The sequence below is a fragment of the Microbacterium sp. 2216-1 genome, from assembly GCF_046507855.1.
Lineage (GTDB): Bacteria > Actinomycetota > Actinomycetes > Actinomycetales > Microbacteriaceae > Microbacterium > Microbacterium esteraromaticum_C.
The window spans coordinates 1,392,340-1,412,050 of sequence record NZ_JBKFTM010000001.1; the positions used below are offsets into that span (position 1 = coordinate 1,392,340).

The 19,711-nt window shown below is 67.8% G+C and carries 19 protein-coding genes and 1 other RNA gene; 5 read left to right on the top strand and 15 right to left on the bottom strand.

Annotated elements, in window-relative coordinates; genetic code table 11:
• Positions 1-6 precede the first annotated feature (6 nt).
• Positions 7-1,437 carry a hypothetical protein gene (locus tag ACLD0U_RS06480; RefSeq protein WP_410340124.1) on the bottom strand — a complete coding sequence of 477 codons (1,431 nt, stop codon included), beginning with the start codon at positions 1,435-1,437 and terminating at the stop codon, positions 7-9.
• Between the two features lie 125 nt (positions 1,438-1,562).
• Between ACLD0U_RS06480 and ACLD0U_RS06485 the strand changes: the two genes are divergently transcribed.
• Positions 1,563-2,279, top strand: coding sequence for a DUF4191 family protein (locus tag ACLD0U_RS06485; RefSeq protein WP_179410730.1), 717 nt, complete (start codon positions 1,563-1,565; stop codon positions 2,277-2,279).
• 60 nt (positions 2,280-2,339) lie between these two features.
• On the opposite strand, the gene ACLD0U_RS06490 is transcribed toward ACLD0U_RS06485, so the two are convergent.
• The gene (locus ACLD0U_RS06490; protein WP_179410729.1) at positions 2,340-3,527 is read right to left on the bottom strand and encodes a RimK family alpha-L-glutamate ligase; all 1,188 of its coding nucleotides are present in this window, start codon (positions 3,525-3,527) and stop codon (positions 2,340-2,342) included.
• A 26-nt stretch (positions 3,528-3,553) separates the two neighbouring features.
• Between ACLD0U_RS06490 and ACLD0U_RS06495 the strand changes: the two genes are divergently transcribed.
• Positions 3,554-4,033, top strand: a complete 480-nt coding sequence (locus ACLD0U_RS06495) for an ATP-dependent zinc protease (protein ID WP_224817890.1) — start codon at positions 3,554-3,556, stop codon at positions 4,031-4,033.
• A 4-nt stretch (positions 4,034-4,037) separates the two neighbouring features.
• Here ACLD0U_RS06495 and ACLD0U_RS06500 read toward each other — a convergent pair whose 3' ends face one another.
• Positions 4,038-4,454, bottom strand: a complete 417-nt coding sequence (locus tag ACLD0U_RS06500) for an RDD family protein (RefSeq protein ID WP_410340125.1) — start codon at positions 4,452-4,454, stop codon at positions 4,038-4,040.
• Positions 4,455-4,571: 117 nt separating this feature from the next.
• On the opposite strand from ACLD0U_RS06500, the gene glnA reads away from it, so the two are divergent.
• Positions 4,572-5,996: a type I glutamate--ammonia ligase gene (gene glnA, locus ACLD0U_RS06505; RefSeq protein ID WP_410340126.1), complete on the top strand. Its 1,425-nt coding sequence runs from the start codon at positions 4,572-4,574 to the stop codon at positions 5,994-5,996.
• A 109-nt stretch (positions 5,997-6,105) separates the two neighbouring features.
• Here glnA and ACLD0U_RS06510 read toward each other — a convergent pair whose 3' ends face one another.
• From ACLD0U_RS06510 to ACLD0U_RS06525, 4 genes are read right to left on the bottom strand one after another with little or no spacing between them, the layout of a single operon-like run.
• Complete coding sequence (locus ACLD0U_RS06510; protein ID WP_410340127.1) at positions 6,106-7,041, bottom strand: diacylglycerol/lipid kinase family protein; 936 nt, start codon at positions 7,039-7,041, stop codon at positions 6,106-6,108.
• Between the two features lie 22 nt (positions 7,042-7,063).
• A complete protein-coding gene (locus ACLD0U_RS06515; RefSeq protein ID WP_410340128.1) occupies positions 7,064-10,042 on the bottom strand; it encodes a bifunctional [glutamine synthetase] adenylyltransferase/[glutamine synthetase]-adenylyl-L-tyrosine phosphorylase in 2,979 nt (992 codons plus the stop codon).
• 8 nt (positions 10,043-10,050) lie between these two features.
• Positions 10,051-11,394 (bottom strand): glutamine synthetase family protein, encoded by a 1,344-nt coding sequence (locus ACLD0U_RS06520; RefSeq protein WP_179410723.1) that lies wholly within the window; start codon positions 11,392-11,394, stop codon positions 10,051-10,053.
• On the bottom strand, positions 11,391-11,606 hold the full coding sequence (locus ACLD0U_RS06525; RefSeq protein ID WP_179410722.1) for an SPOR domain-containing protein: 216 nt from the start codon (positions 11,604-11,606) through the stop codon (positions 11,391-11,393). The genes ACLD0U_RS06520 and ACLD0U_RS06525 overlap by 4 nt, the downstream gene beginning before the upstream one ends.
• Before the next feature lie 68 nt (positions 11,607-11,674).
• Between ACLD0U_RS06525 and ppgK the strand changes: the two genes are divergently transcribed.
• Complete coding sequence (gene ppgK / locus ACLD0U_RS06530) at positions 11,675-12,418, top strand: polyphosphate--glucose phosphotransferase (protein WP_206549786.1); 744 nt, start codon at positions 11,675-11,677, stop codon at positions 12,416-12,418.
• A 59-nt stretch (positions 12,419-12,477) separates the two neighbouring features.
• Here ppgK and rnpB read toward each other — a convergent pair.
• From rnpB to ACLD0U_RS06550, 4 genes are all read right to left on the bottom strand, one after another.
• Positions 12,478-12,847, bottom strand: an RNA gene (gene rnpB / locus ACLD0U_RS06535) — RNase P RNA component class A.
• Positions 12,848-12,874: 27 nt separating this feature from the next.
• Complete coding sequence (locus ACLD0U_RS06540; RefSeq protein ID WP_410340275.1) at positions 12,875-14,608, bottom strand: bifunctional 3'-5' exonuclease/DNA polymerase; 1,734 nt, start codon at positions 14,606-14,608, stop codon at positions 12,875-12,877.
• Between the two features lie 39 nt (positions 14,609-14,647).
• A complete protein-coding gene (locus tag ACLD0U_RS06545; protein WP_179410720.1) occupies positions 14,648-15,379 on the bottom strand; it encodes a zinc ribbon domain-containing protein in 732 nt (243 codons plus the stop codon).
• A 10-nt stretch (positions 15,380-15,389) separates the two neighbouring features.
• A complete protein-coding gene (locus tag ACLD0U_RS06550; protein ID WP_179410719.1) occupies positions 15,390-15,797 on the bottom strand; it encodes a YchJ family protein in 408 nt (135 codons plus the stop codon).
• A 69-nt stretch (positions 15,798-15,866) separates the two neighbouring features.
• Between ACLD0U_RS06550 and ACLD0U_RS06555 the strand changes: the two genes are divergently transcribed.
• Positions 15,867-16,706, top strand: coding sequence for an aldo/keto reductase (locus ACLD0U_RS06555; RefSeq protein WP_206549784.1), 840 nt, complete (start codon positions 15,867-15,869; stop codon positions 16,704-16,706).
• A gap of 13 nt (positions 16,707-16,719) precedes the next feature.
• Here ACLD0U_RS06555 and ACLD0U_RS06560 read toward each other — a convergent pair whose 3' ends face one another.
• From ACLD0U_RS06560 to ACLD0U_RS06575, 4 genes are all read right to left on the bottom strand, one after another.
• Complete coding sequence (locus ACLD0U_RS06560; RefSeq protein WP_410340129.1) at positions 16,720-17,433, bottom strand: GAP family protein; 714 nt, start codon at positions 17,431-17,433, stop codon at positions 16,720-16,722.
• Between the two features lie 16 nt (positions 17,434-17,449).
• A complete protein-coding gene (locus ACLD0U_RS06565) occupies positions 17,450-18,829 on the bottom strand; it encodes a hypothetical protein (RefSeq protein WP_410340130.1) in 1,380 nt (459 codons plus the stop codon).
• A gap of 88 nt (positions 18,830-18,917) precedes the next feature.
• Positions 18,918-19,265 carry an SHOCT domain-containing protein gene (locus ACLD0U_RS06570; RefSeq protein ID WP_206820443.1) on the bottom strand — a complete coding sequence of 116 codons (348 nt, stop codon included), beginning with the start codon at positions 19,263-19,265 and terminating at the stop codon, positions 18,918-18,920.
• Between the two features lies 1 nt (position 19,266).
• Positions 19,267-19,698: a DUF6325 family protein gene (locus ACLD0U_RS06575; RefSeq protein WP_179410714.1), complete on the bottom strand. Its 432-nt coding sequence runs from the start codon at positions 19,696-19,698 to the stop codon at positions 19,267-19,269.
• Positions 19,699-19,711 lie beyond the last annotated feature (13 nt).

The following is a 19,711-nucleotide window of genomic DNA, read 5'->3' on the forward strand; positions in this document are numbered from 1 at the left end:
CACCGCTCACCCCGCATCCGATGGCTGGTCAGCGACGTCGTACACGTCGCGGACCAGCCATCGGTCGTTCTGACGAACGATGACGAGCATCTGCTCGCCATGCTCCCCGCTCGCAGCCAGTCGCACGACGCCGATGTCGCCGTAGTCCTCGACGGGAACGATCGCGCGGTCCGGGTCGACCGGGCTCAGCCGTTGCAGTACCAGTTCGGCGGCGCCGCCGACGATCGCACGTTCGCACACCGAATCGTTGTCGGCTGCGCACCCGGCGACGTCGCTGATCAGGCGGGCCGCGACCTGCTCAAGGCTCTCGTCCCCGCCGGGCGCCGTGTCAGATTCTCCTCCCCCCGCCTTGACGGGTTCGTCCCCGACAGCGCCCTCATCGGCGCTCTGCTGCTCGTCCTGAGCGGGAGCTTCATCGTCAACGCTCCCCTCCGCGGTGCCTTCCGGTTCCGGTGTCTGCTCGCCGCGCGCCCCGGAGTCCTTGTCCGACCCGCCATCCGCAGGCGTCTGCGCGACACTCGGGCCCCCTTCCATGGCTGCGGTGTCATCGCCGCCCGTCGGCCACAAGAGGCCACCGAGCAGCACCACAGCTCCGGCCGCGGCGCCGATCAGTAGCATCCGACGCCGCCCGCCACTCTGCTGCCGGGGCGATGGCGGGCGCAATCGTGTGCGCGTGGCGCGCAGCTGCTCGAGCAGTTGCTCCCATCGCTGTTGCACGAACGTGCCGGCCGTGCGCTGTGCGAGCACGTGCCCGGCGTCCTCAGGAAGATGCGCACGGTGCACGGGGATCTCACTCGCGCGCTCGGGCGGATGCACCTCGAGCTGCAGCGGACGCGGCGCGGCCAGCTCGACAAGCTCACCCTCCCAGCGATCAAGGTTGCGCGCGACGATACGGGGGTCCTCGATCCCGGCGAGGATCTCGGTCAGGGTCCGCTCTACGGCCCGGTCGGTGCACGCGTCGCGCACGCGTGCGATGATCTCGCCGCTCGCTGCGGCGCAGTGCGCACCTTCGCCGGGGCTGAACACGGGACGGGCGTCCTGCGTGAGCCACCAACGTCCGACGAGCGGCTCGCCAAGACGCTCGGCTTCGACGACGCCGCGCAACAGACTCCCGACCAGCGTGACGGTCTCACCCGGCGTCAAACCGCGCTCGGCGACCGCTCGGCGGGCGAGCAACGCGTCGACCGTCTCGATGCACCAGGGCAGCAGCGCATCGTGTCCATCTCGACGGCGGACGACGTCGACGACGCCGGCGACGTGCTGTGCGCCCGCAGAAAGCCAGACGGCATCGGGCACCAGATCGGCAGCAACCTGGACCCGCAGCGCATCGCCGTCGGCGACCAGAGCGCCGACGACGGCGGCGTCCGGGGTGTCGAGCCGCCGCACCCAGCGGTGCGTGCCCGGAACCAGTGCGGCCGTGTCATCCGTGCTGTGCATGCGCTCCATCAGAGCGCAATCCGCCTCCCTCCGGATGCTGCTTGCCGCAGGCTGTGCACAACTCGATTCGATCGATGACCTGTGCAGGGACACTGTCCGCACGAACACTCGGTAGGCTGGTAGGCATGGCAAAGCGTGCTCCCGCGACCGAGAAGCGTCCGGGTTTCTTCTCCCAGATCCGCTCACTGTTCCGATTCACCCGGGAAGTGTACGGCTGGTTGCCGTGGGCGCAGATCGCCATCCTCATCGCCGGTGTGCTCGTCGGTCTCATCCTCGGCTTCCTCATCGGCGGCGGAACGGTCCTCTCGCTCGTGCTGTGGGGCATCACCGGCCTGATGCTCGGCATCCTGGGCGCCATGATCCTGATGACCAAGCTGTCGACCACGGCCATGTACGAGAAGATCGATGGCATGCCCGGTGCCACCGGCCACGTCATCAGCACGAGCCTCGGGCGGCGCTGGCAGGCATCCGACACTCCCGTCGGGATCAACCCGAAGACGCAGGAAGCCGTCTACCGCGTGATCGGCCGCGGCGGCATCGTCATCATCGGTGAGGGCACTCGTGGTCGCCTCACCCGTCTGATCAACGATGAGCGACAGAAGTCGCAGCGCGTCGCCCACGGCGTTCCGATCACCGTTCTATACGTTGGCCACGGCGATGCCGAGGACGAGGTCGCGATCGCCGACCTCGCCAAGCGGATCAAGAAGATCCCCAAGTCGATCGACAAGGCCACGATGGCCACGGTGATCCGCCGTATCGAGTCCGTGTCGCAGTCGCTGACCTCGCTGCCGATCCCGAAGGGCATCGACCCCACTCGCGTGCGCGCCCAGCGTCCGCGCTGAGCACGCAGCAATCCACTTCACGACGACGGCCCCGCGCAATGAGCGCGGGGCCGTCGTCGTTCACTCGCCGAGCGGTTCCTTCGGAAGACGCCGCACCCGGGGGCGCCGCCGCTTCTTGGCTGGGATCATCGAGCGCATCTCTTCCAGCTTGCCGAAGCACAGCAGACGGTCCTCCGCTTCGAGTACCTGGTGCTCACGTGGGTTCGGGATCACGCTGACGCCGCGGTGCAGCGTCAGCACCGTGATGTCGCGGTCCCACAGACGCAGCTCACCCAGCTCCTTGCCGACCTGCTCGGCACCGGAGTGGATCAGCAGTTCTGCGACGCCGTAGCCGGTCGACACGCTCAGGCGCTGGCGGACATCGATATCGGGGAAGGCGACCTGATTCGCGATGTAGTCGATGATCGCGCCGGCGACGTCGAGGTTGGTCGCCGCCTCGATGCCCTGCAGGCCGGGTGAGGAATTGACCTCCATGACCAGGGGGCCGTCGTCGCTTTCGAGCATGTCAACACCGGCTACGCGCAGACCCATGATCTGCGCAGAGCGCACAGCCGTCTGCTCATACGCGGGATCGAGCGTGACTGGCTCGACACGACCGCCACGATGGACGTTCGAGCGGAACTCGTCGCCGTCCGCAACCCGACGCATGGCCGCCACGACCCGGTCGCCGACGACCAGGGCGCGGATATCGCGCCCTCGGCTCTCGGCGATGAACTTCTGGATCAGCACGTTCTGTTTGGTGGAGTGCAGCGTCTCGATGATCGCCTCAGCCACCTTGACCTGAGGCGCCAGGATCACGCCGATGCCCTGCGTGCCCTCGAGCAGCTTGATCACGACTGGCGCGCCGCCAACGCGCTCGATCGCGGGTCGCACGTCGGCCCGGTTGCGCACGAACGCCGTCGGCGGCATGGCGATGTTGTGCCGGGAGAGGATCTGATTCGCCCGCAGCTTGTCGCGCGCGCTGGAGATGCCGTTGGCGGTGTTCGGGGTGTACACGTCCATCTGCTCGAACTGCCGCACGACGGCAGTGCCGAAGTAGGTGATCGAGTTGCCGATACGCGGCAGGATCGCATCGTATTCACTGAGCTGCTTGCCACGGAAGAACAGATCGGGTGCGCCGCCGGTGAGGTCGATCGCGAAGCGCAGGGTGTTCAGCACCTTGACGTTGTGACCGCGCTGCTGAGCGGCCGCCCGCAGGCGCTGTGTCGAGTACGAGTGCGGTGCGCGCGAGAGTACGGCGATCTTCACAGATGAATTCCTGCCAGGATGTAGGGGTGAAACGGTCTTCTCATTCAAACACGACGACCGGCTGGCGCGAGTGGGTTGCGCTGCCGGATCTCGGTGTCGAGTGGATCAAGGCGAAGATCGACACCGGTGCGCGCACCTCGTCTCTCCACGCGTTCGACGTGCACGAGTTCACGCGCGACGACGCCGCCTGGGTGCGCTTCAGCGTGCATCCCTGGCAGCAGAGCGATGCGGATGCCGTCGTGCACGAGTGCCCGGTGCACGATCGCCGCGCGGTACGCAGTTCGTCGGGTCACACCGAGAACCGCATCGTCGTCGTACTCCGGGTGCGGCTGGTCGGCATCGACGTCGACGCGGAGGTCACGCTGACCAACCGCGATGAGATGGGCTTCCGGATGCTGATCGGGCGCGAGGCGCTGCGCCGTGGCTTCGTCGTCGACCCGGCACGGTCGTTCGCCGGCGGACGCGCTCCGCGTGAGACGCGCCGGCGCAACCGGGGGCGCTCCTAGGCGGTCACGCCCGGATGAGCACCGTGCCGGCGAGCTTGTCGTGCAGGCCGCGCTGATCCGCGTCCCAGATCACCGCCGGGATCACGAGCACCAGCAGCACGGTGCGCACAATCGGGCGCCACAGCCCCACCCACGCACCGTCAAGACGCACGATGCGCATGCCGAGGATGCGGTGCCCGGGGCTTCCGCCCGCCGTGGGGATGAACACGACCTGAAGCGCCGCGAAGACCATCATCGGAGCGAACTGGGTGAGCCCCGCTTCCGCCGGAAGCGCGAACTGGTCGTATCCGAAGAAGCCGACGGCGATGATCGTCGCGGCGAAGTAATCGATGGCGAGAGCACCGATGCGACGCCCCGGTCGGGCGATGCTGCCCGACCCCGTAGATGGCAGGCCGAGTCGTTCACCGGGGTACTCATTCACCCCTCCAGCCTACCGAGCGCTCGTAACATGCTCGAAACACGACAGACACGACCGGGAAACGCCGCCCGCATAATCTGCGTAAGGTTGCAAGGGACCAAACCCGATGAGGAGTCGCCAATGTTCACAGAACCCGCAGAGGTCATCCGCTATATCGAGGAGAACGACGTCAAGTTCCTCGACATCCGATTCACCGACCTTCCGGGAGTGCAGCAGCACTTCAACATCCCCGCCTCAACCGTCGACGAGGACTTCTTCCGTGACGGCCAGCTGTTCGATGGATCGTCGATCCGCGGATTCGCGAGCATCCACGAGTCGGACATGCAGCTGATCCCCGATGTCACCACCGCCTACCTCGACCCCTTCCGGGCCGAGAAGACGCTGATCATGGTGTTCGACATCTACAACCCGCGCACCGGTGACATCTACGCGAAGGACCCGCGTCAGGTCGCGAAGAAGGCCGAGCAGTACCTGGCATCCACCGGCATCGCCGACACCGCGTTCTTCGCCCCCGAAGCCGAGTTCTACATCTTCGACGAGGTGCGCTACGAGGTCAGCGCAGGCCGCAGCTTCTACTCGGTCGACTCGGACGAGGCCGCCTGGAACTCGGGCCGCAAGGAAGAGGGCGGCAACCTCGGCAACAAGACGCCGTTCAAGGGCGGGTACTTCCCCGTCTCCCCCGTCGACAAGCAGGCCGACATCCGCGACGACATGTGCCTGCGTCTCGGCGCGGCAGGTCTGATCCTGGAGCGCTCGCACCACGAGGTCGGCACGGCCGGCCAGGCCGAGATCAACTATCGCTTCGACACGATGGTGCGTGCCGCGGACGACGTGCTGAAGTTCAAGTACATCGTCAAGAACACGGCCGAGGAGTGGGGCAAGACGGTCACGTTCATGCCGAAGCCGCTGTTCGGCGACAACGGCTCGGGTATGCACACCCACCAGTCGCTGTGGCTCGACGGAAAGCCGCTGTTCTTCGACGAGGCCGGCTACGGGCAGCTCAGTGACATCGCACGCTGGTACATCGGCGGGCTGCTCAAGCACGCCGATGCTGTGCTTGCCTTCACCAACCCGACGCTGAACAGCTACCACCGTCTCGTGAAGCACTTCGAGGCGCCGGTGAACCTCGCGTACTCGGCGGGCAACCGCTCGGCAGCCGTGCGCATCCCGCTCACCGGGTCGAACCCGAAGGCCAAGCGCATCGAGTTCCGTGTTCCCGACGCGTCGAGCAACCCGTACCTGGCGTTCGCCGCGCAGATGATGGCGGGCCTGGACGGCATCAAGAACCGCATCGAGCCGATGGAGCCGATCGACAAGGACCTGTACGAGTTGCCGCCTGAGGAGGCTGCCAACATCCCGCAGGTGCCCAACTCGCTGCTCGACTCGCTCGAGGCCCTGCGCAACGATCACGACTTCCTGCTTGAGGGTGGCGTGTTCACCAAGGACCTCATCGAGACCTGGATCGACTACAAGTACAGCAACGAGATCCTGCCGATGGCGCAGCGTCCGCACCCGTACGAGTTCGAGCTCTACTACGGAGTCTGACCTCACCCGCTGAGAAACCACTTCCCGTCCGAGAAACCACGCACCACGGTGTTTCTCAATCGGGAAGTGGTTTCTCGCGTTCAGAGGGGCGCAGAAGGACTGCAGAGGGTCAGCAGCGCACGCGGAGGGCAGCGGACTGCACCCGCACGTGCAGACGCGACACCTCGCCGGCTTCCTCCCCGTCGATCTCGAACGCAACCGGGGCCGGCAACGTGACCTCGATGCTCTCGCCGGTGAGGTGCTGGGCGGAGTCGGTGCTGACGGTATCTTCGCCACCGCCCAGCAGACGTCGGATGCCGTTATCCCAGACGACGGTACGCAGGGTCTGCGCCCACTGGGCGACGTTGTCGGCGCTCACCAGCAGGAGGTCCAGTCGGCCGTCATCGGGCTCAGCGTCCGGCAGCAGCGTGACGCCGCCCTGAATCGCGCCGCAGTTGCCGATGAGCAGCGTGTGCCCGATGAGCGTCTGCTCATCGCCACCGTCGATCGCGATGGTGAAGTCGACGGTCTGCGCGGCCGCGACCGCGCGCCCCATCGCCTCGACGTAGGCGAGCCATCCGGCCTTGTCCTTCAGCTCATCGTCGGTCTCTGAGAGCATGTGGGCGTCGAGCCCGAAGCCCACCATCACCAGGAAACCCGTGGCGGTCTCCTCTTCGTCGGCCGTGCTCCACCCCATGTCGATGCGACGCTCGCGTCCGGCGGCGACAACGTCGAGCGCCTTCGGCACGCTGCCCAGCGGCACCCCAAGATTGCGGGCGAGCAGGTTGCCGGTGCCCTGCGGCACGATCCCGAGAGCCGGTGCGTCGTCGCCCGCCTGGGCAAGTACTTCGGCGATCGTGCGCACCGTGCCGTCGCCACCGACGGCGATCACGACGTCGCACCCCGCATCGACGGCCTCGGATGCCATCGCACGACCGGGATCATCGGCTGTCGTCTCCCACCAGAGGATCTCGGTATACGCTGGCGACGCGGCATCCACAGCAGCGCGAAGCTCGTCCTCATCGATCTTCGTCGGATTCCAGACGATGCCCCATCGCTGTGCCATTTGCTGCCCCCTCGTGCGGTGTTCAGCCGTAGAACTGCTTCTCGAAGACCCGCCGCGCCCGGCGCGTGACGCGCAGGTAGTCCTCGTCCAGCAGGGTCGCGGCGCGATCAGGATATCCCAGCAACCGCCCGACGCCGTCGAGCTCGCGGATCTCGCTCGGCAGCACGTCCCTGGTCTGTCCGGTGAGCAGGGTCATCGCCGAGCGGAGCCTACTGGCCAGCACCCACGCCTCACGCAGTCGCTCTGCATCCGATACCGGCAGCAGATCCGCCAGCACGGCGGCGTCCAGCGCCTGCATGGTCGACGTGGTGCGCAGATCCGGCACGCGGTGGCCGTGCTGCAACTGCAGCACCTGCACCATCCATTCGACGTCGCTGAGGGTCCCCGGGCCCAGCTTGAGATGCCGACGCGGGTCGGCCCCCTGCGGTAGCCGCTCCCCCTCCACCCGAGCCTTGATCCGTTTGATCTCACGGACGCCCTGTTCCGAGATGGCCTCGGGATAGCGGATGCTGTCGGCGAGCTCGGTGAACTTCGCGATCAGCTTGAGGCTGCCCGCGATACCGCGGGCGCGCAGCAGTGCCTGCGCCTCCCACGACAGCGACCACCGCCGGTAGTACTGGGTGTACGCCTCGATGCTGCGGACGATCGGACCGTTGCGTCCCTCGGGTCGCAGGTCGGCGTCGAGATCGAGCGGGAGCCGGTGGTCGGTGAGGTGCTCGCGCAGCCCGGCGACGATCTTCGCGGCGTGCTGCTGCGCGCGTTGCGGGTCGATGCCGTTCGCGTCGTAGATGAACAGCACGTCAGCATCCGAGCCGAACCCCAGTTCCGCTCCCCCGAAACGGCCCATCGCGATGATCGAGAAGTCCATCGCGTCGTCTTCAGCGGGGACGACCTCGCGTCGTACGGCACGCAGCGCCGCCTGAATCGTCGCCTCGGTGATCTCGGTGAGTGCCCTGGCCATCTCGTCGACGCCGACCTGTTCCAGGACGGCGCCCATGGCGGTGCGCAGCAGCTCACGTCGGCGCAGCGCACGCACGGCGCGCAGGGCGTCCTTGGTCGTGGCGTGCCGGGTCTGGATCGCCCTGGCCTCATCGTCAAGAGCAGTGCCTCCCCGTGGGCGCAGGGCGGCGGGTGCATCCAGCCAGGCCACCGATTCGGGGATCCACTCCATGAGCTCGCCCACGTAGCGCGAGCTGGACAGCACACGGGTGAGTCGCTGCGCGGCCCCTGACGAGTCCCGCAGCATGCGCAGGAACCAGTGGGTGTCACCCAGTCTCTCGCTGATCCTGCGGAACGCGATCAGACCGTAGTCCGGATCGGTTCCCTCGGCGAACCAGCGCAGCATCACCGGCATCAGATGCTTCTGAATCGTGGCCTTGCGGCTGAGCCCCGAGGTCAACGCAGCGATGTGGCGCAACGCCCCGGCGGGGTCGCGGAATCCGATGGCCGCCAGGCGCTTTCCGGCCTGCTGCTCGGACAGCATCCGCTCTTCAGCCGGCAACGAGGCGACCGCCGCCAGCAAGGGGCGGTAGAACAACCGGGTGTGCTGGTCGCGCACCTCGCGGCGCAGGTCTTCCCACGCCCGGCGCAGCCCGGAGGCGCTGTCGGCGAGCCCGGTCGCTCGCGCCAGCCGTCGCATGCCCTCGTCGTCGTCCGGCAGAAGGTGCGTGCGCGTCAGATCTCGTAGCTGCAGGCGGTGCTCCAGCAGACGCAGCACCCGGTACTCATGACCGAACGACGCCGCCTCCGTGCGACCGATGTACCCGCCCTCGACCAGGGCATCCAGCGACTCCAGTGTGCCCCTGGTTCGCAGCGTCTCATCGGTCAACCCGTGTACGAGCTGCAGCAGCTGCACCGTGAACTCGATGTCGCGCAGACCGCCCGGGCCGAGCTTGAGCTGATACGGCAGCTGGTCGTGCGGGATGTTGTCGGTGACACGTTCGCGCATGCCCTGCACGCTCTCGACGAAGTCCTCGCGCTCGGCGCTCGACCACACCTTCGGCTGCACGGCAGCGATGTACTCGGCCCCCAGCTCGGTGTCGCCCGCGATCGCCCGTGCCTTCAGCAGCGCCTGGAACTCCCAGCTCTTGGCCCATCGGTCGTAGTACGCCAGGTGCGAGGCCAGCGAGCGCACCAGCGCCCCCTGCTTGCCCTCTGGACGCAGTGCTGCATCGACCTCCCACAGCGGCGGTTCGATGCCGTACGCCGAGAGCACGCGCATCGCTTCCTGCGCCAGCCGCGTGGCGATGTCGATCGCACGCCCTTCTGAGATGACCGAATCGTCAGTGGTGCCGGCGACGAAGATCACGTCCACGTCGCTGCAGTAGTTCAGTTCCAGCGCACCGGTCTTGCCCATGCCGATGACCGCCAGGCGTGTGGCAGCGATCTCCCCGCGGTCGCCGGAACGACCGGCGTCGAGCACAAGGGTGCGTGCGACGGCGAGGGCGGCCTCGAGCGCCGCGCCGGCAGCATCCGCGAGGGCGGCCGAAACGTCCGCGATCACCGACAGCGGATCCTCGGATGCTGCATCGACCGCCGCGATCTCGGCGACGCAGCGTCGATACTCGACCCGCAGTGCCGTCGTGGGATCAACCGCCGCGGCGAAGCCATCGCCGGCGTCGACAGCCGCCAGCATCCGCTCGCGCATCTCGTCCGCGGTGGGCAACGCGCTGCGCCGCAGGGCTTTACCGTCGAGGTGCTCCGGATGGCGCGCGAAGAACTCTGCCAGAGCCCGTGAGACACCGAACAATCGCCAGGCCGCGGTCCGAGCCTCCGAGTCGGACAGCACTGCACGGACCCGATCCGGGTCACGGCGGGCGATCCCCACCAGACCGTGCACGGCGGCATCCGGATCGGCCGCGGACATTCCGTCGGCCAGCTCGGTGCGTTCCAGCCCCGTCAGCTCGGACAGCTCGGTGAGTTCCGCCGACGCCGCCGCGAGCTCGACAAAGCCCAGTCTCGCCAGGGCGGACAGCGAGACCGACGCATCAGGGCGCGTCATGACCGCACTCAGAGCAGCCCGAGGTTGCTCTTGAGCTCGAACGGCGTGACCTGACCGCGGTACGCCTCCCACTCCTTGCGCTTGTTCAGCAGCACGTAGTTGAATACCTGCTCACCGAGCGTCTCGGCGACGAGCTCGGAGTCCTGCATGTACTCCAGTGCATGGTCGAGACTCGCGGGCAACGGCTCGTAGCCGAGGGCACGCCGTTCGGCATCGCTCAGCGACCAGACGTTGTCCTCCGCCTCGGGCGGCAGCTCATACTCGTTCTCGATGCCCTTCAACCCCGCCGCAAGCATCAGCGCGAACGCGAGGTACGGGTTTGCCGCCGAGTCCAGGCCGCGGTACTCCACGCGCGTGGACTGCGACTTGTTGGGCTTGTACATCGGCACCCGCACGAGTGCCGAACGGTTGGCGTGCCCCCACGTGACGAAGCTGGGCGCCTCAGCACCGCCCCAGAGACGTTTGTACGAGTTGACGAACTGATTCGTGACCGCGGCGATCTCGTTCGCGTGCCGCAGCAGGCCGGCAACGAACCGGCGGCCGACCAGCGAGAGCTGGTACTCGGCGCCGGGCTCGTAGAAGGCGTTCGCATCGCCCTCGAACAGCGACAGGTGCGTGTGCATGCCGCTGCCGGGCTGATCGTTCAGCGGCTTGGGCATGAACGTCGCGTAGACGCCCTGCTCGATCGCCACCTCCTTGACCACCGTGCGGAAGGTCATGATGTTGTCGGCGGTCGTCAGGGCGTCGGCGTAGCGCAGATCGATCTCGTTCTGACCCGGTCCACCCTCGTGGTGGCTGTACTCGACCGAGATGCCCAGGTCTTCCAGCATCCGCACCGCGCTACGACGGAAGTCGTGCGCCGTCCCCCCCGGGACGTTGTCGAAGTAGCCGGCGTTGTCTGCTGGGATGGGGCCGTCCGGCCCCAGCTGCGACGACTTCAGCAGATAGAACTCGATCTCAGGGTGGGTATAGAAGGTGAAGCCCGCGTCGGCCGCCTTCGCGAGCGCCCGGCGCAGCACATTGCGCGGGTCCGACACCGCTGGTCGCCCATCGGGAGTGGTCAGATCGCAGAACATCCGCGCGGTGGGGTCGATGTCCCCGCGCCAGGGCAGCGTCTGGAACGTGGTCGGGTCTGGCTGGGCGAGCAGGTCGGACTCGAAGGTACGGGTAAGACCCTCGATCGCGGAGCCGTCGAAACCGATCCCCTCGGCAAAGGCGCCCTCGACCTCGGCCGGTGCGATCGCCACCGACTTCAGCGTGCCGATCACGTCGGTGAACCACAACCGTACGAACTTGACGCCGCGTTCCTCGATGGTGCGCAGAACGAAGTCGCGCTGCTTGTCGACGCTCACGCCCCGCCCACCGGTCCCGTCGCGTCCCAGCCGCTCTCGGCGGCGTCGTCCTCGGCCCAGGCGTTCGAGCGCTCACGCAGGAGTTCCGGCGCGTGCGCGGCTTCGTCGGCGGTGTCGAAGGGGCCCACTCGGTCGACCGATGCCGACTGCATGCCGAACTCGACCTCGCCGGTTCTGAGGTTGTACCAGTACTTCTCGTCACCGTCGGACATCTCAGCTCCTTGTTCGGGATCTTGTCACGATCCTAATCGCAGACCCGCGCATCGCTAGGCTATTCCTCATGGCACAGGCAATCGGCGTAGACATCGGCGGCACCGGCATCAAGGCGGGAATCGTCAACCTGCAGACCGGCACGCTCGATTCCGACCGCGTCCGTGTCCCCACGCCTGAGGGCGCGCGCCCGCAGGACGTTCTCGAGACCGTCCGCGGTGTGCTGGACACGCTCGGTGTCGCCCAGTCGACCCTGCCGCTCGGCGTCGCGTTCCCCGCCATCGTGAAGTACGGCAAGACGCTGTCCGCGGCGAACATCGCCAAGGAATGGGTGGACTTCGAGGCCGAACGCTTCTTCGAGCAGGGGCTGGGGCGCGACATCACCTTCGTCAACGACGCCGACGCAGCCGGTGTCGCAGAGGCGCGCCACGGCGCGGCACGGGATGCCCGTGGCCTGACGATCATGACCACGCTCGGCACCGGCATCGGATCGGCTTTCCTCTACGACGGCGTGCTCATCCCGAACACCGAGCTTGGACACCTCAACCGCGAGGGCGAATCGATCGAGCGCTGGACGGCCTACTCCGCGATGGAGCGCGAGAACCTGTCGTGGGAGGCCTGGTCCGCTCGCCTGCAGGAGTTCTACCGCCACGTCGAGTTCCTGTTCAGCCCCGATCTTTTCGTCGTCGGCGGCGGCGTCTCGAAACACCCCGAGAGGTTCCTGCCGTTGCTCGACCTGCGCACACCCATCGTCGCGGCCGTGCACCGCAACGCCTCGGGCATCATCGGCGCCGCGTCGCTCGCCGCGCACTGAGCGCTCTCGCATCAACGGGAAAGGGACCGATCATCCGATCGGTCCCTTTCCCGTTGATGCGAGTGGGCCGGCCTGTACGCCGGGTTCTGTTCAGGAGTTCTTCGCTCCCTTGACGGCCATCTCTCTCGACGACACGTTGCCGTGCCGTTCCAGCAACCTACCCGAGGACTCGGCGGGCCGCGTCAACGTCCTCTGTCTGGTCTTGCTCCGGGCGAGGTTTACCTGGCGGGATGTGTCACCACGTCCCCCGGTGGTCTCTTACACCACCCTTTCACCCTTACCCGTCGGCCGTCAGGCACGACGGGCGGTCTTCTCTCTGTGGCACTGTCTCGCGGATCGCTCCGGGTGGGTGTTACCCACCGCCCTGCCCTGTGGAGCCCGGACGTTCCTCGGTGCGCTCTCGCGCCACGCGACCGTCCGGCCGACCCACTCACCCTCTGATTCTACGTGCCTGCGCTATGCGTGCTTCGCCGCATCGGCGCCGATGTGCACGTCCAACGGGATGTCGATGTCGAATCCGGGGAACAACCGCCGCGTCGCTGCGTCGGCCGCGGCGCGCAATACCCCTGCGACGGCATCGGCCTGGTCACGCGGGGCATGCACGATCACCTCATCGTGCAGGAAGAACGCCAGATGCGCGTGCGAGCCGAACACCGGGCCCGAGTCGGGCGCGGGAGCGGATGCCGTCGGCAGGGCGGTGAGGCGATGCCGAATCTCTGCCAACCAGAGCAGCGCCCACTCGGCCGCGGTGCCCTGCACGACGAAGTTGCGGGTGAAGCGGCCGCGCTCGCGCGCTCGACTGCGCGCCCGGGACTCATCCCCTCCGACCGCGTCAGGGGCGCTCGCGCGCGATTGCTCGCTGCGCCATCCCTCGTCGGGGCGGGGCGAACTGCGCCCCAGCAGCGTGCTGACCACGCCGCCCTGTTCGCCGCTGTGAGCCGCCGCGTCGACAAGGCCCATGGCCCGCGGATACACCTTTCGCAGCCGGGGCACCAGCCGGCCGCTCTCCCCCGTCGTGGCACCGTACATCGCACCCAGCACGGCGTACTTCGCCTCCTCACGCGTGGCCACGGCGCCGGACCGCACCACACCCTCGTACAGGTCTCGGCCGCGGGCCGCCTCTGCCATGGCCGTATCGCGTGACATCGCCGCCAGAACGCGGGGCTCCAGCTGCGCCACGTCCGCCGCCACGAGTGTCCATCCGGGGTCGGCCGACACCGCCTGGCGCAGCAGGCGCGGGATCTGCAGCGCTCCCCCGCCCACCGAAGCCCACCGCCCCGTGACGACGCCACCGGTGAGATACACGGGTCGGAAGCGCCCATCACGCACCCACTCGTCCAACCACGCCCACCCGTTCGCAGTGAACAGCCGCGACAGCCGCTTGTACTCCAGCAACGGTTCCACCACGGGGTGCTCGATCTGTGACAGCTCCCACTTCGACGTCGATTCGACGAACACGCCGGCGCGATGCAGGGCGCGCAGCAGCCGAGGCGGACTGTCGGGGTTGAGTGTCGGGTCATCCAGAAGATCGCCGATCGCCGTTGCGAGGCGCGCCATGTGCGCGGGCCTCGCCCCGCGCATCGGCCGCGGCCCCAACTGCTGGTGCAGGATGCCCTCGTGCACGTCGACGCTCCAGGGCAGGCCGGCGGCGGTCATCTCCTCTGCCACCAGCGCACCGGCGGACTCCGCCGCGCACAACAGGCGCAACCGGCCATCGGCGCTTGTGCGCAGAGCCGTGAGCTGGGCGACCCATTGGGCGTGCACCGCATCGAATTGATCGGCCGGCGCGGGTGCGCCGAGATCGACGTCGAACAGGCCGGGTTGGCCGGTCTCGCTCTCCGCCTCGTCGGTACGCATCCACAGCGGCGAAGGCGTCAACGGCGCGTTCAGCGCGGCCGTGTCGCGGAGGATCGCATGACACAGCACCAGATCATGAGCTCGTCGCGGGCGCACACCCGCGGCCAGGAGCCGTGGCGCGAAGGAGCGCAGACTGCGCACCGTCCAGCGCGGCGCGAGCTCCGCTTCGATCTGCCGGACGCGCGCAACGAGTTCGGTGTCCGCGACGTGCTCGGGTTGCGCATCCGGGTTCTGTTCAGTGCACAGCGCGATCTGCCATCCACCGTCCGGTGCGCGCCCCACGACCGCATGCACCGGATCGGGGCTCAGGTACGTCTGCCGGGCATCCGACATCACCGCGTCACGGTCGAACGGCGCGTGCGTGGCGTCGAATCACAGCCCCGACTCGTCCGTACGCACGAGGATGCCACCGCACTCGGGGCACGAGACGACGTCGTCGGAAGCCGCGCGGCGCACCTCGTTCAGATCGGTCCCGGCCAGCATCATCTGACATCCCTCGCAGACGCCCCGGCGCAGCAGACCGACACCCACGCCGCGAGATGCGCGCCGTTCGTAATCGGCGAGCAGCTCCGGTGCAACCGACGCAGCCAATGCCGCACGATCGCGCGACAGATGCTCGCACTCGGTCGCGGCCGCCGCCATCTCGGCCTTGGCCGCGGCGGTCAACTGGGCACCCTCGGACTGCGTCTGGTCGATCAGCGCCTGCTGTGCGTCAACGGCGGCCTGTGCCTCTTCGACTCGCCCCATCACGTCGAGCTCGTCATCCTCGAGCGAACTGATCCGGCGCCCGAGGCTCTCGATCTCGTTCTCAAGCGCCTGCGCCTGCTTGGGGTCGGTCGCCGCCGCCAGACGCTCGGCGTCACGGTCGCGGCGCTGTGCGGCCAACGCGACGTCCGACTCGAGCCGACGCAGATCGGCACGGGCGTCGTCGAGGGTTCCGGTCAGCGCCGTGAGTTCGCCCAGCTGCTGCTTGCGGACCGCCGCGAGCTCATTGATGCGAGCGCCCTGCGCCGGTGTCTTGCTCGCCCGCTCCGCCTGGCCGATCTTACGATCCAGGTCGGCGATGTCGAGCAGGGTGCGCTGGTTCTCAGGGGTGGCCTTCACAGTGTCAAATCTATCTGCTGGCGACGATGCCGTCGACGTAGAACCACGAGCCGTCCTCACGCACGAAGCGGCTGCGCTCACGCATCGACCCGCGCTCGGCGCCCTGACGATAAAACGCCTCGAACTCAACCACGCCCTCAACATCGAATGGACCGCCGCGCTGCTGATCGAGGATGTCGAGACGGTACCAGCGCACGTCGTCATCCAGCTCGAGGTCATCGGGGCGTGTGCTCGCATGCCAGGTGCGCAGCAGATGACCGGCATCGCCGATCGCGAACGCCGTGAAACGAGAGCGCATCAACCGCAGCGCACCAGGAGCCTCACCTGACTTCAGCACCGGGCCGCAACACGCACCGAAGAGGTTCCCGCTCGTGCACGGGCAACGCTGATCGTCGGTGGGCAGCGAGGATTTCGACATGTGACCATCGTCGCATCCTGCTCTCCCGCTCGGCGCGTAGGCTGACCGAACCCGCCGAAAGGAGCACCCATGACCGAGGTCCCGTTCTTCACCGCCCACAACGGCTTCCGGATGCCGGCGATCGGCCTGGGCACGTACCGCCTCAACGGAGATGCGGGTGCCGCAGCCGTCACCGCCGCGATCGCACTCGGATACCGCTTGATCGATTCGGCGTTCAACTACGAGAACGAAGGCGCCGTCGGCGCCGGCATCGCAGCATCCGATGTGGATCGCTCCGATCTCATCGTCACGACCAAGCTGCCCGGCCGCCACCACGAGAGCGCCCGTGCTCGCGTGAGCATCGAAGAGAGCCGATACCGGCTCGGTCTCGACGCCACCGATCTGCACCTGATCCACTGGCCCAACCCCGCGCGCGATCTGTATGCGCAGGCGTGGCAAGCGCTCGTGGACGCGCAACAGCGCGGCACCGTCCGCCAGATCGGCGTGTCGAACTTCCTCCCCGAGCACCTGGATCGCATCGAGCGCGAGTCCGGCGTGCGGCCGGTGACGAACCAGATCGAGGTGCACCCGTACTTCCCGCAGGAAGACGCCGTGCGGCTCCATGCCGAGCGCGGCATACTCACGGTCGCCTGGAGTCCCCTCGGGCGGGCCGGAGAACTACTCGCAGAACCGGTCATCGTCGACATCGCATCCGCGCATGGCATCACGCCGGCACAGACCGTGCTCGCGTGGCATGCGGCGAGAGGCACGGTCTCGATCCCGAAGGCCTCGTCAGCCGCCCATCAGCGGGCGAACCTTGCCGCCGCCGCAGTGGTGCTCTCCCCCGGCGAAGTCGAGGCCATCACCGGGCTGGGGCGACCCGACGGGCGACTCTTCGACGCGGATCCCGCGCATCACCAGGAGCTGTGACGGGTCCCGTCACTCACACCCAGACCTGCACGGCCTTGACGATCTGCAGCACGCCCACGATCGAGAGCACCCCCGCGCTCAGATAGCCGTTGTGCTTCAGCATCCACCGACGCAGCCCGCGCAGCATCGGTTCGGCGCGCTGGCGCCGAAACAGCACGATCAGCACCGGAACCGCGACCGGCGCCGCCGCGGCGACCACGAACCCCAGACCGAGCATCACTCGTTCGCCGCCACCGGGTGTGGTGTGAATGATCGCCAGTGCCGCCGCGGCGACCAGCGAGATGTTCATCGGGTTCAAGAAGATCGCCGCGCCCAGACCGAAGGACCGTGGTGGCGTGTACCGGGCGACGCTACGAACAAGACGAGGAAGCTGCGGCGCCGCGGCCGCGAGCTCGTCCGGAGTGCGGGCCGCGGCGACGAGCTCGATCACCCGTCGCGCGCGCAGATAGATCCAGCCCGCACCGCCGAGGCAGATCGCGCCGATCACGAAGTGCAGCACAGCCACCCAACCCGGTTGGCGATACGGCCCCATGTCGCCGGCCGCCACCAGCATCAGGATGCCCGCCGTCAGCAGGAAGGCGATGCTCAGCATCCACCCCGCCAGGTAGGCGATGCCGTTGCGACGAGGACGCCGCGAGAGCAGGATGCCGATCAGCCCCAGCACGGCCAGCGGACTCGCCATCACCCCGAGCGCCACCGGGATCAACTGCCACACCGCGCCGATCATGCGCGACTCCGATCGATCAGCCCATCTTCGCGCCGGGCACGGGCTCCGATTCCGTTTCGTCCTCGTCAGCGTGCGCGGTGTCATCACTGTCAGCCACCGCGTCGCCTTCCGGTCCGTCCTCTTCCGGTGTTCCGCTGCGCACCAGTTCCACGATGATCAGCAGCACACCGAATCCAGTTGCCGTCCACAGCACGGTCGCGAACGAGATCGGACGCGCCATCATCAGCACGACCAGTGCGATCACCAGTCCCGCCACCAGGATCGCGCCGCGATAGCGTTCCACCGCCGCACCGAACCTGCCGGTAGAGAGACCTCGGTGCTCGGCAGCCGAGCGCACGGCGGTGAATCCACTGCCGAGCAACCCGCGCACAGCGACGGCCGGGCGGCTCGTCCCGGCGAACCAGGCCCAGATCGCGACCACGACACCGAAGAACGCGAGCGCCATGATCGTCGACCGCAACAGCACCGTGAGGCCGTCGAACAGCGCATCGGCCGCGTCAAAGGTCATCGTCGACGGTGCGACGGCTCGGGCGAAGAAGCCCCGCCCGATTCCTACCCCGGCCGCGAGCAGCAGGAACATCGCCGCGAACGACGCCGACGTCCACATCAGCGCACGCGTGCGGTCCTTCGCGAGTGCGACGCCGAGCACGAGCAGCCCGAACACGATCCATGGCAGCCAGAACCCGACCGACACGGCGATCTGATACACCGTGCGCACCAGCACGAGGGCATCCGCCTGCGCAATAGGCACGGTGCGGTCGATCACCGGGATCAGCCCTGCGATACCGACCCCACGATCGGTGAGCGTCTGCTTGACCTGAGCCACGAGAACGCCGAGGTCGATGGCCAGCACGCCGTCGTCGGTCAGCTGCAGCGCGGTGCCGGGCTGGTCCTGCATGATCGCGACCGCCCGCTCATGGGCGAGCCGCAGCGACTGCGTCCAGATCACGGCGAACTGTTCAGAAGCCACCAGGTCGTGGACGACCCCGTCGATAAGCGAAACAACTCCACGGGCTGCGGGGGCCTGTAGCAACGTCAGAGCCGACTCCGCGCGCGGCGGCAGGTCGAGTCCCCGAAGGCCGTCGAAGACGTCCTCGACGACGGCATCGACGTCGATGTTGTCGAGGATCGCTGCGTTCACCTGGTCGGCGACAAAGTCCTGCACGTCAGGGTCCGATGCCAGCGGCGCGAACGTGGCCACGAAACGATCCGTGTCCACCAGCTGCACGCGCGCCCAGGTGCCGACCGCGGCAACGGGCGCGAGCAGCACACCCAGGACCAGCGCGATGACGGCGACTATGCTCGTCGCCGCAGGGCGCCGACGCGGGCGCCGCAGTCCCGCGTTCTCCTTTTCGAGTTGTTCAACCCTGGCTCTCAGATCTTCCAGCTCGCCCATCTGATCTCCTCTTTCCGGTGCGGACCGCGCGACGGCATCCACGAAGGCGCCGACCAGGCGAACGACCGGTCGGACGCCTCGCGGCGTGTCAGCTCAGCAACTTCTGCTTGGCTGCGGCGAACTCGTCGTCTGAGAGCACTCCCGCATCGTGGAGCCCGCTCAGCTGCTGCAGCTTGGCGATCATATCGCCACCCGCGTCAGCGGCCGGGGCCTGCGGGGCGGGGGCCACCGGTGCCGGCGCGTACTGTGCCGCGGCCTGTTGCGCCGCGGCATCGATCTGTGCCTGCTGCGCGGCAGCCTGATACTGCTCCTGCTGGGCGCGCTCCTGCTGTCTGCGTGCGGCGCTGCCCTGCACAGCGCTGGCGGTACCGGCGACGACGGCTGTTCGAGCCGCCAGACCGATCAGACCGGGCCTACCTACTCTTCTCAATGGCATCTCACTCACCTTCCTGTTCGAGAATGTCGATCATCGCGTTCACGACCGGGGCGGGGACCCGCTCGGTGCGCAGCACCTCACCGCCCGACGCCTGCAGCTTCGCCGCCAAGGTGCGGGCGAAGGCGAGCTCGAGTACGACCACGGCTGCCGAGGTGCCGGCAGGCACGTGCTGGGCCAGCGTCATGATGTCCTCTTCACCGGCCAGTCCGTCGGCGAGCGGGTGTGCTTCACCGAGCAGGTCTGCCTGGTCGACGTCGAGATCGCGCGTCTCGACGTCACCACCGGCGGTCTTCGTCAACAGGACGAAGTCGAGCAGGCGCACGGCACCCGATGCGAGCAGATCTCGTAGCGCCTGGAACGTCTCGGGGTCGGGGCCTTCGCCTTCGAACCCGACCAGATAGAACTCGACGGGTCCGTAACGGAAATCGTTCATGTGGTTCTCCTGT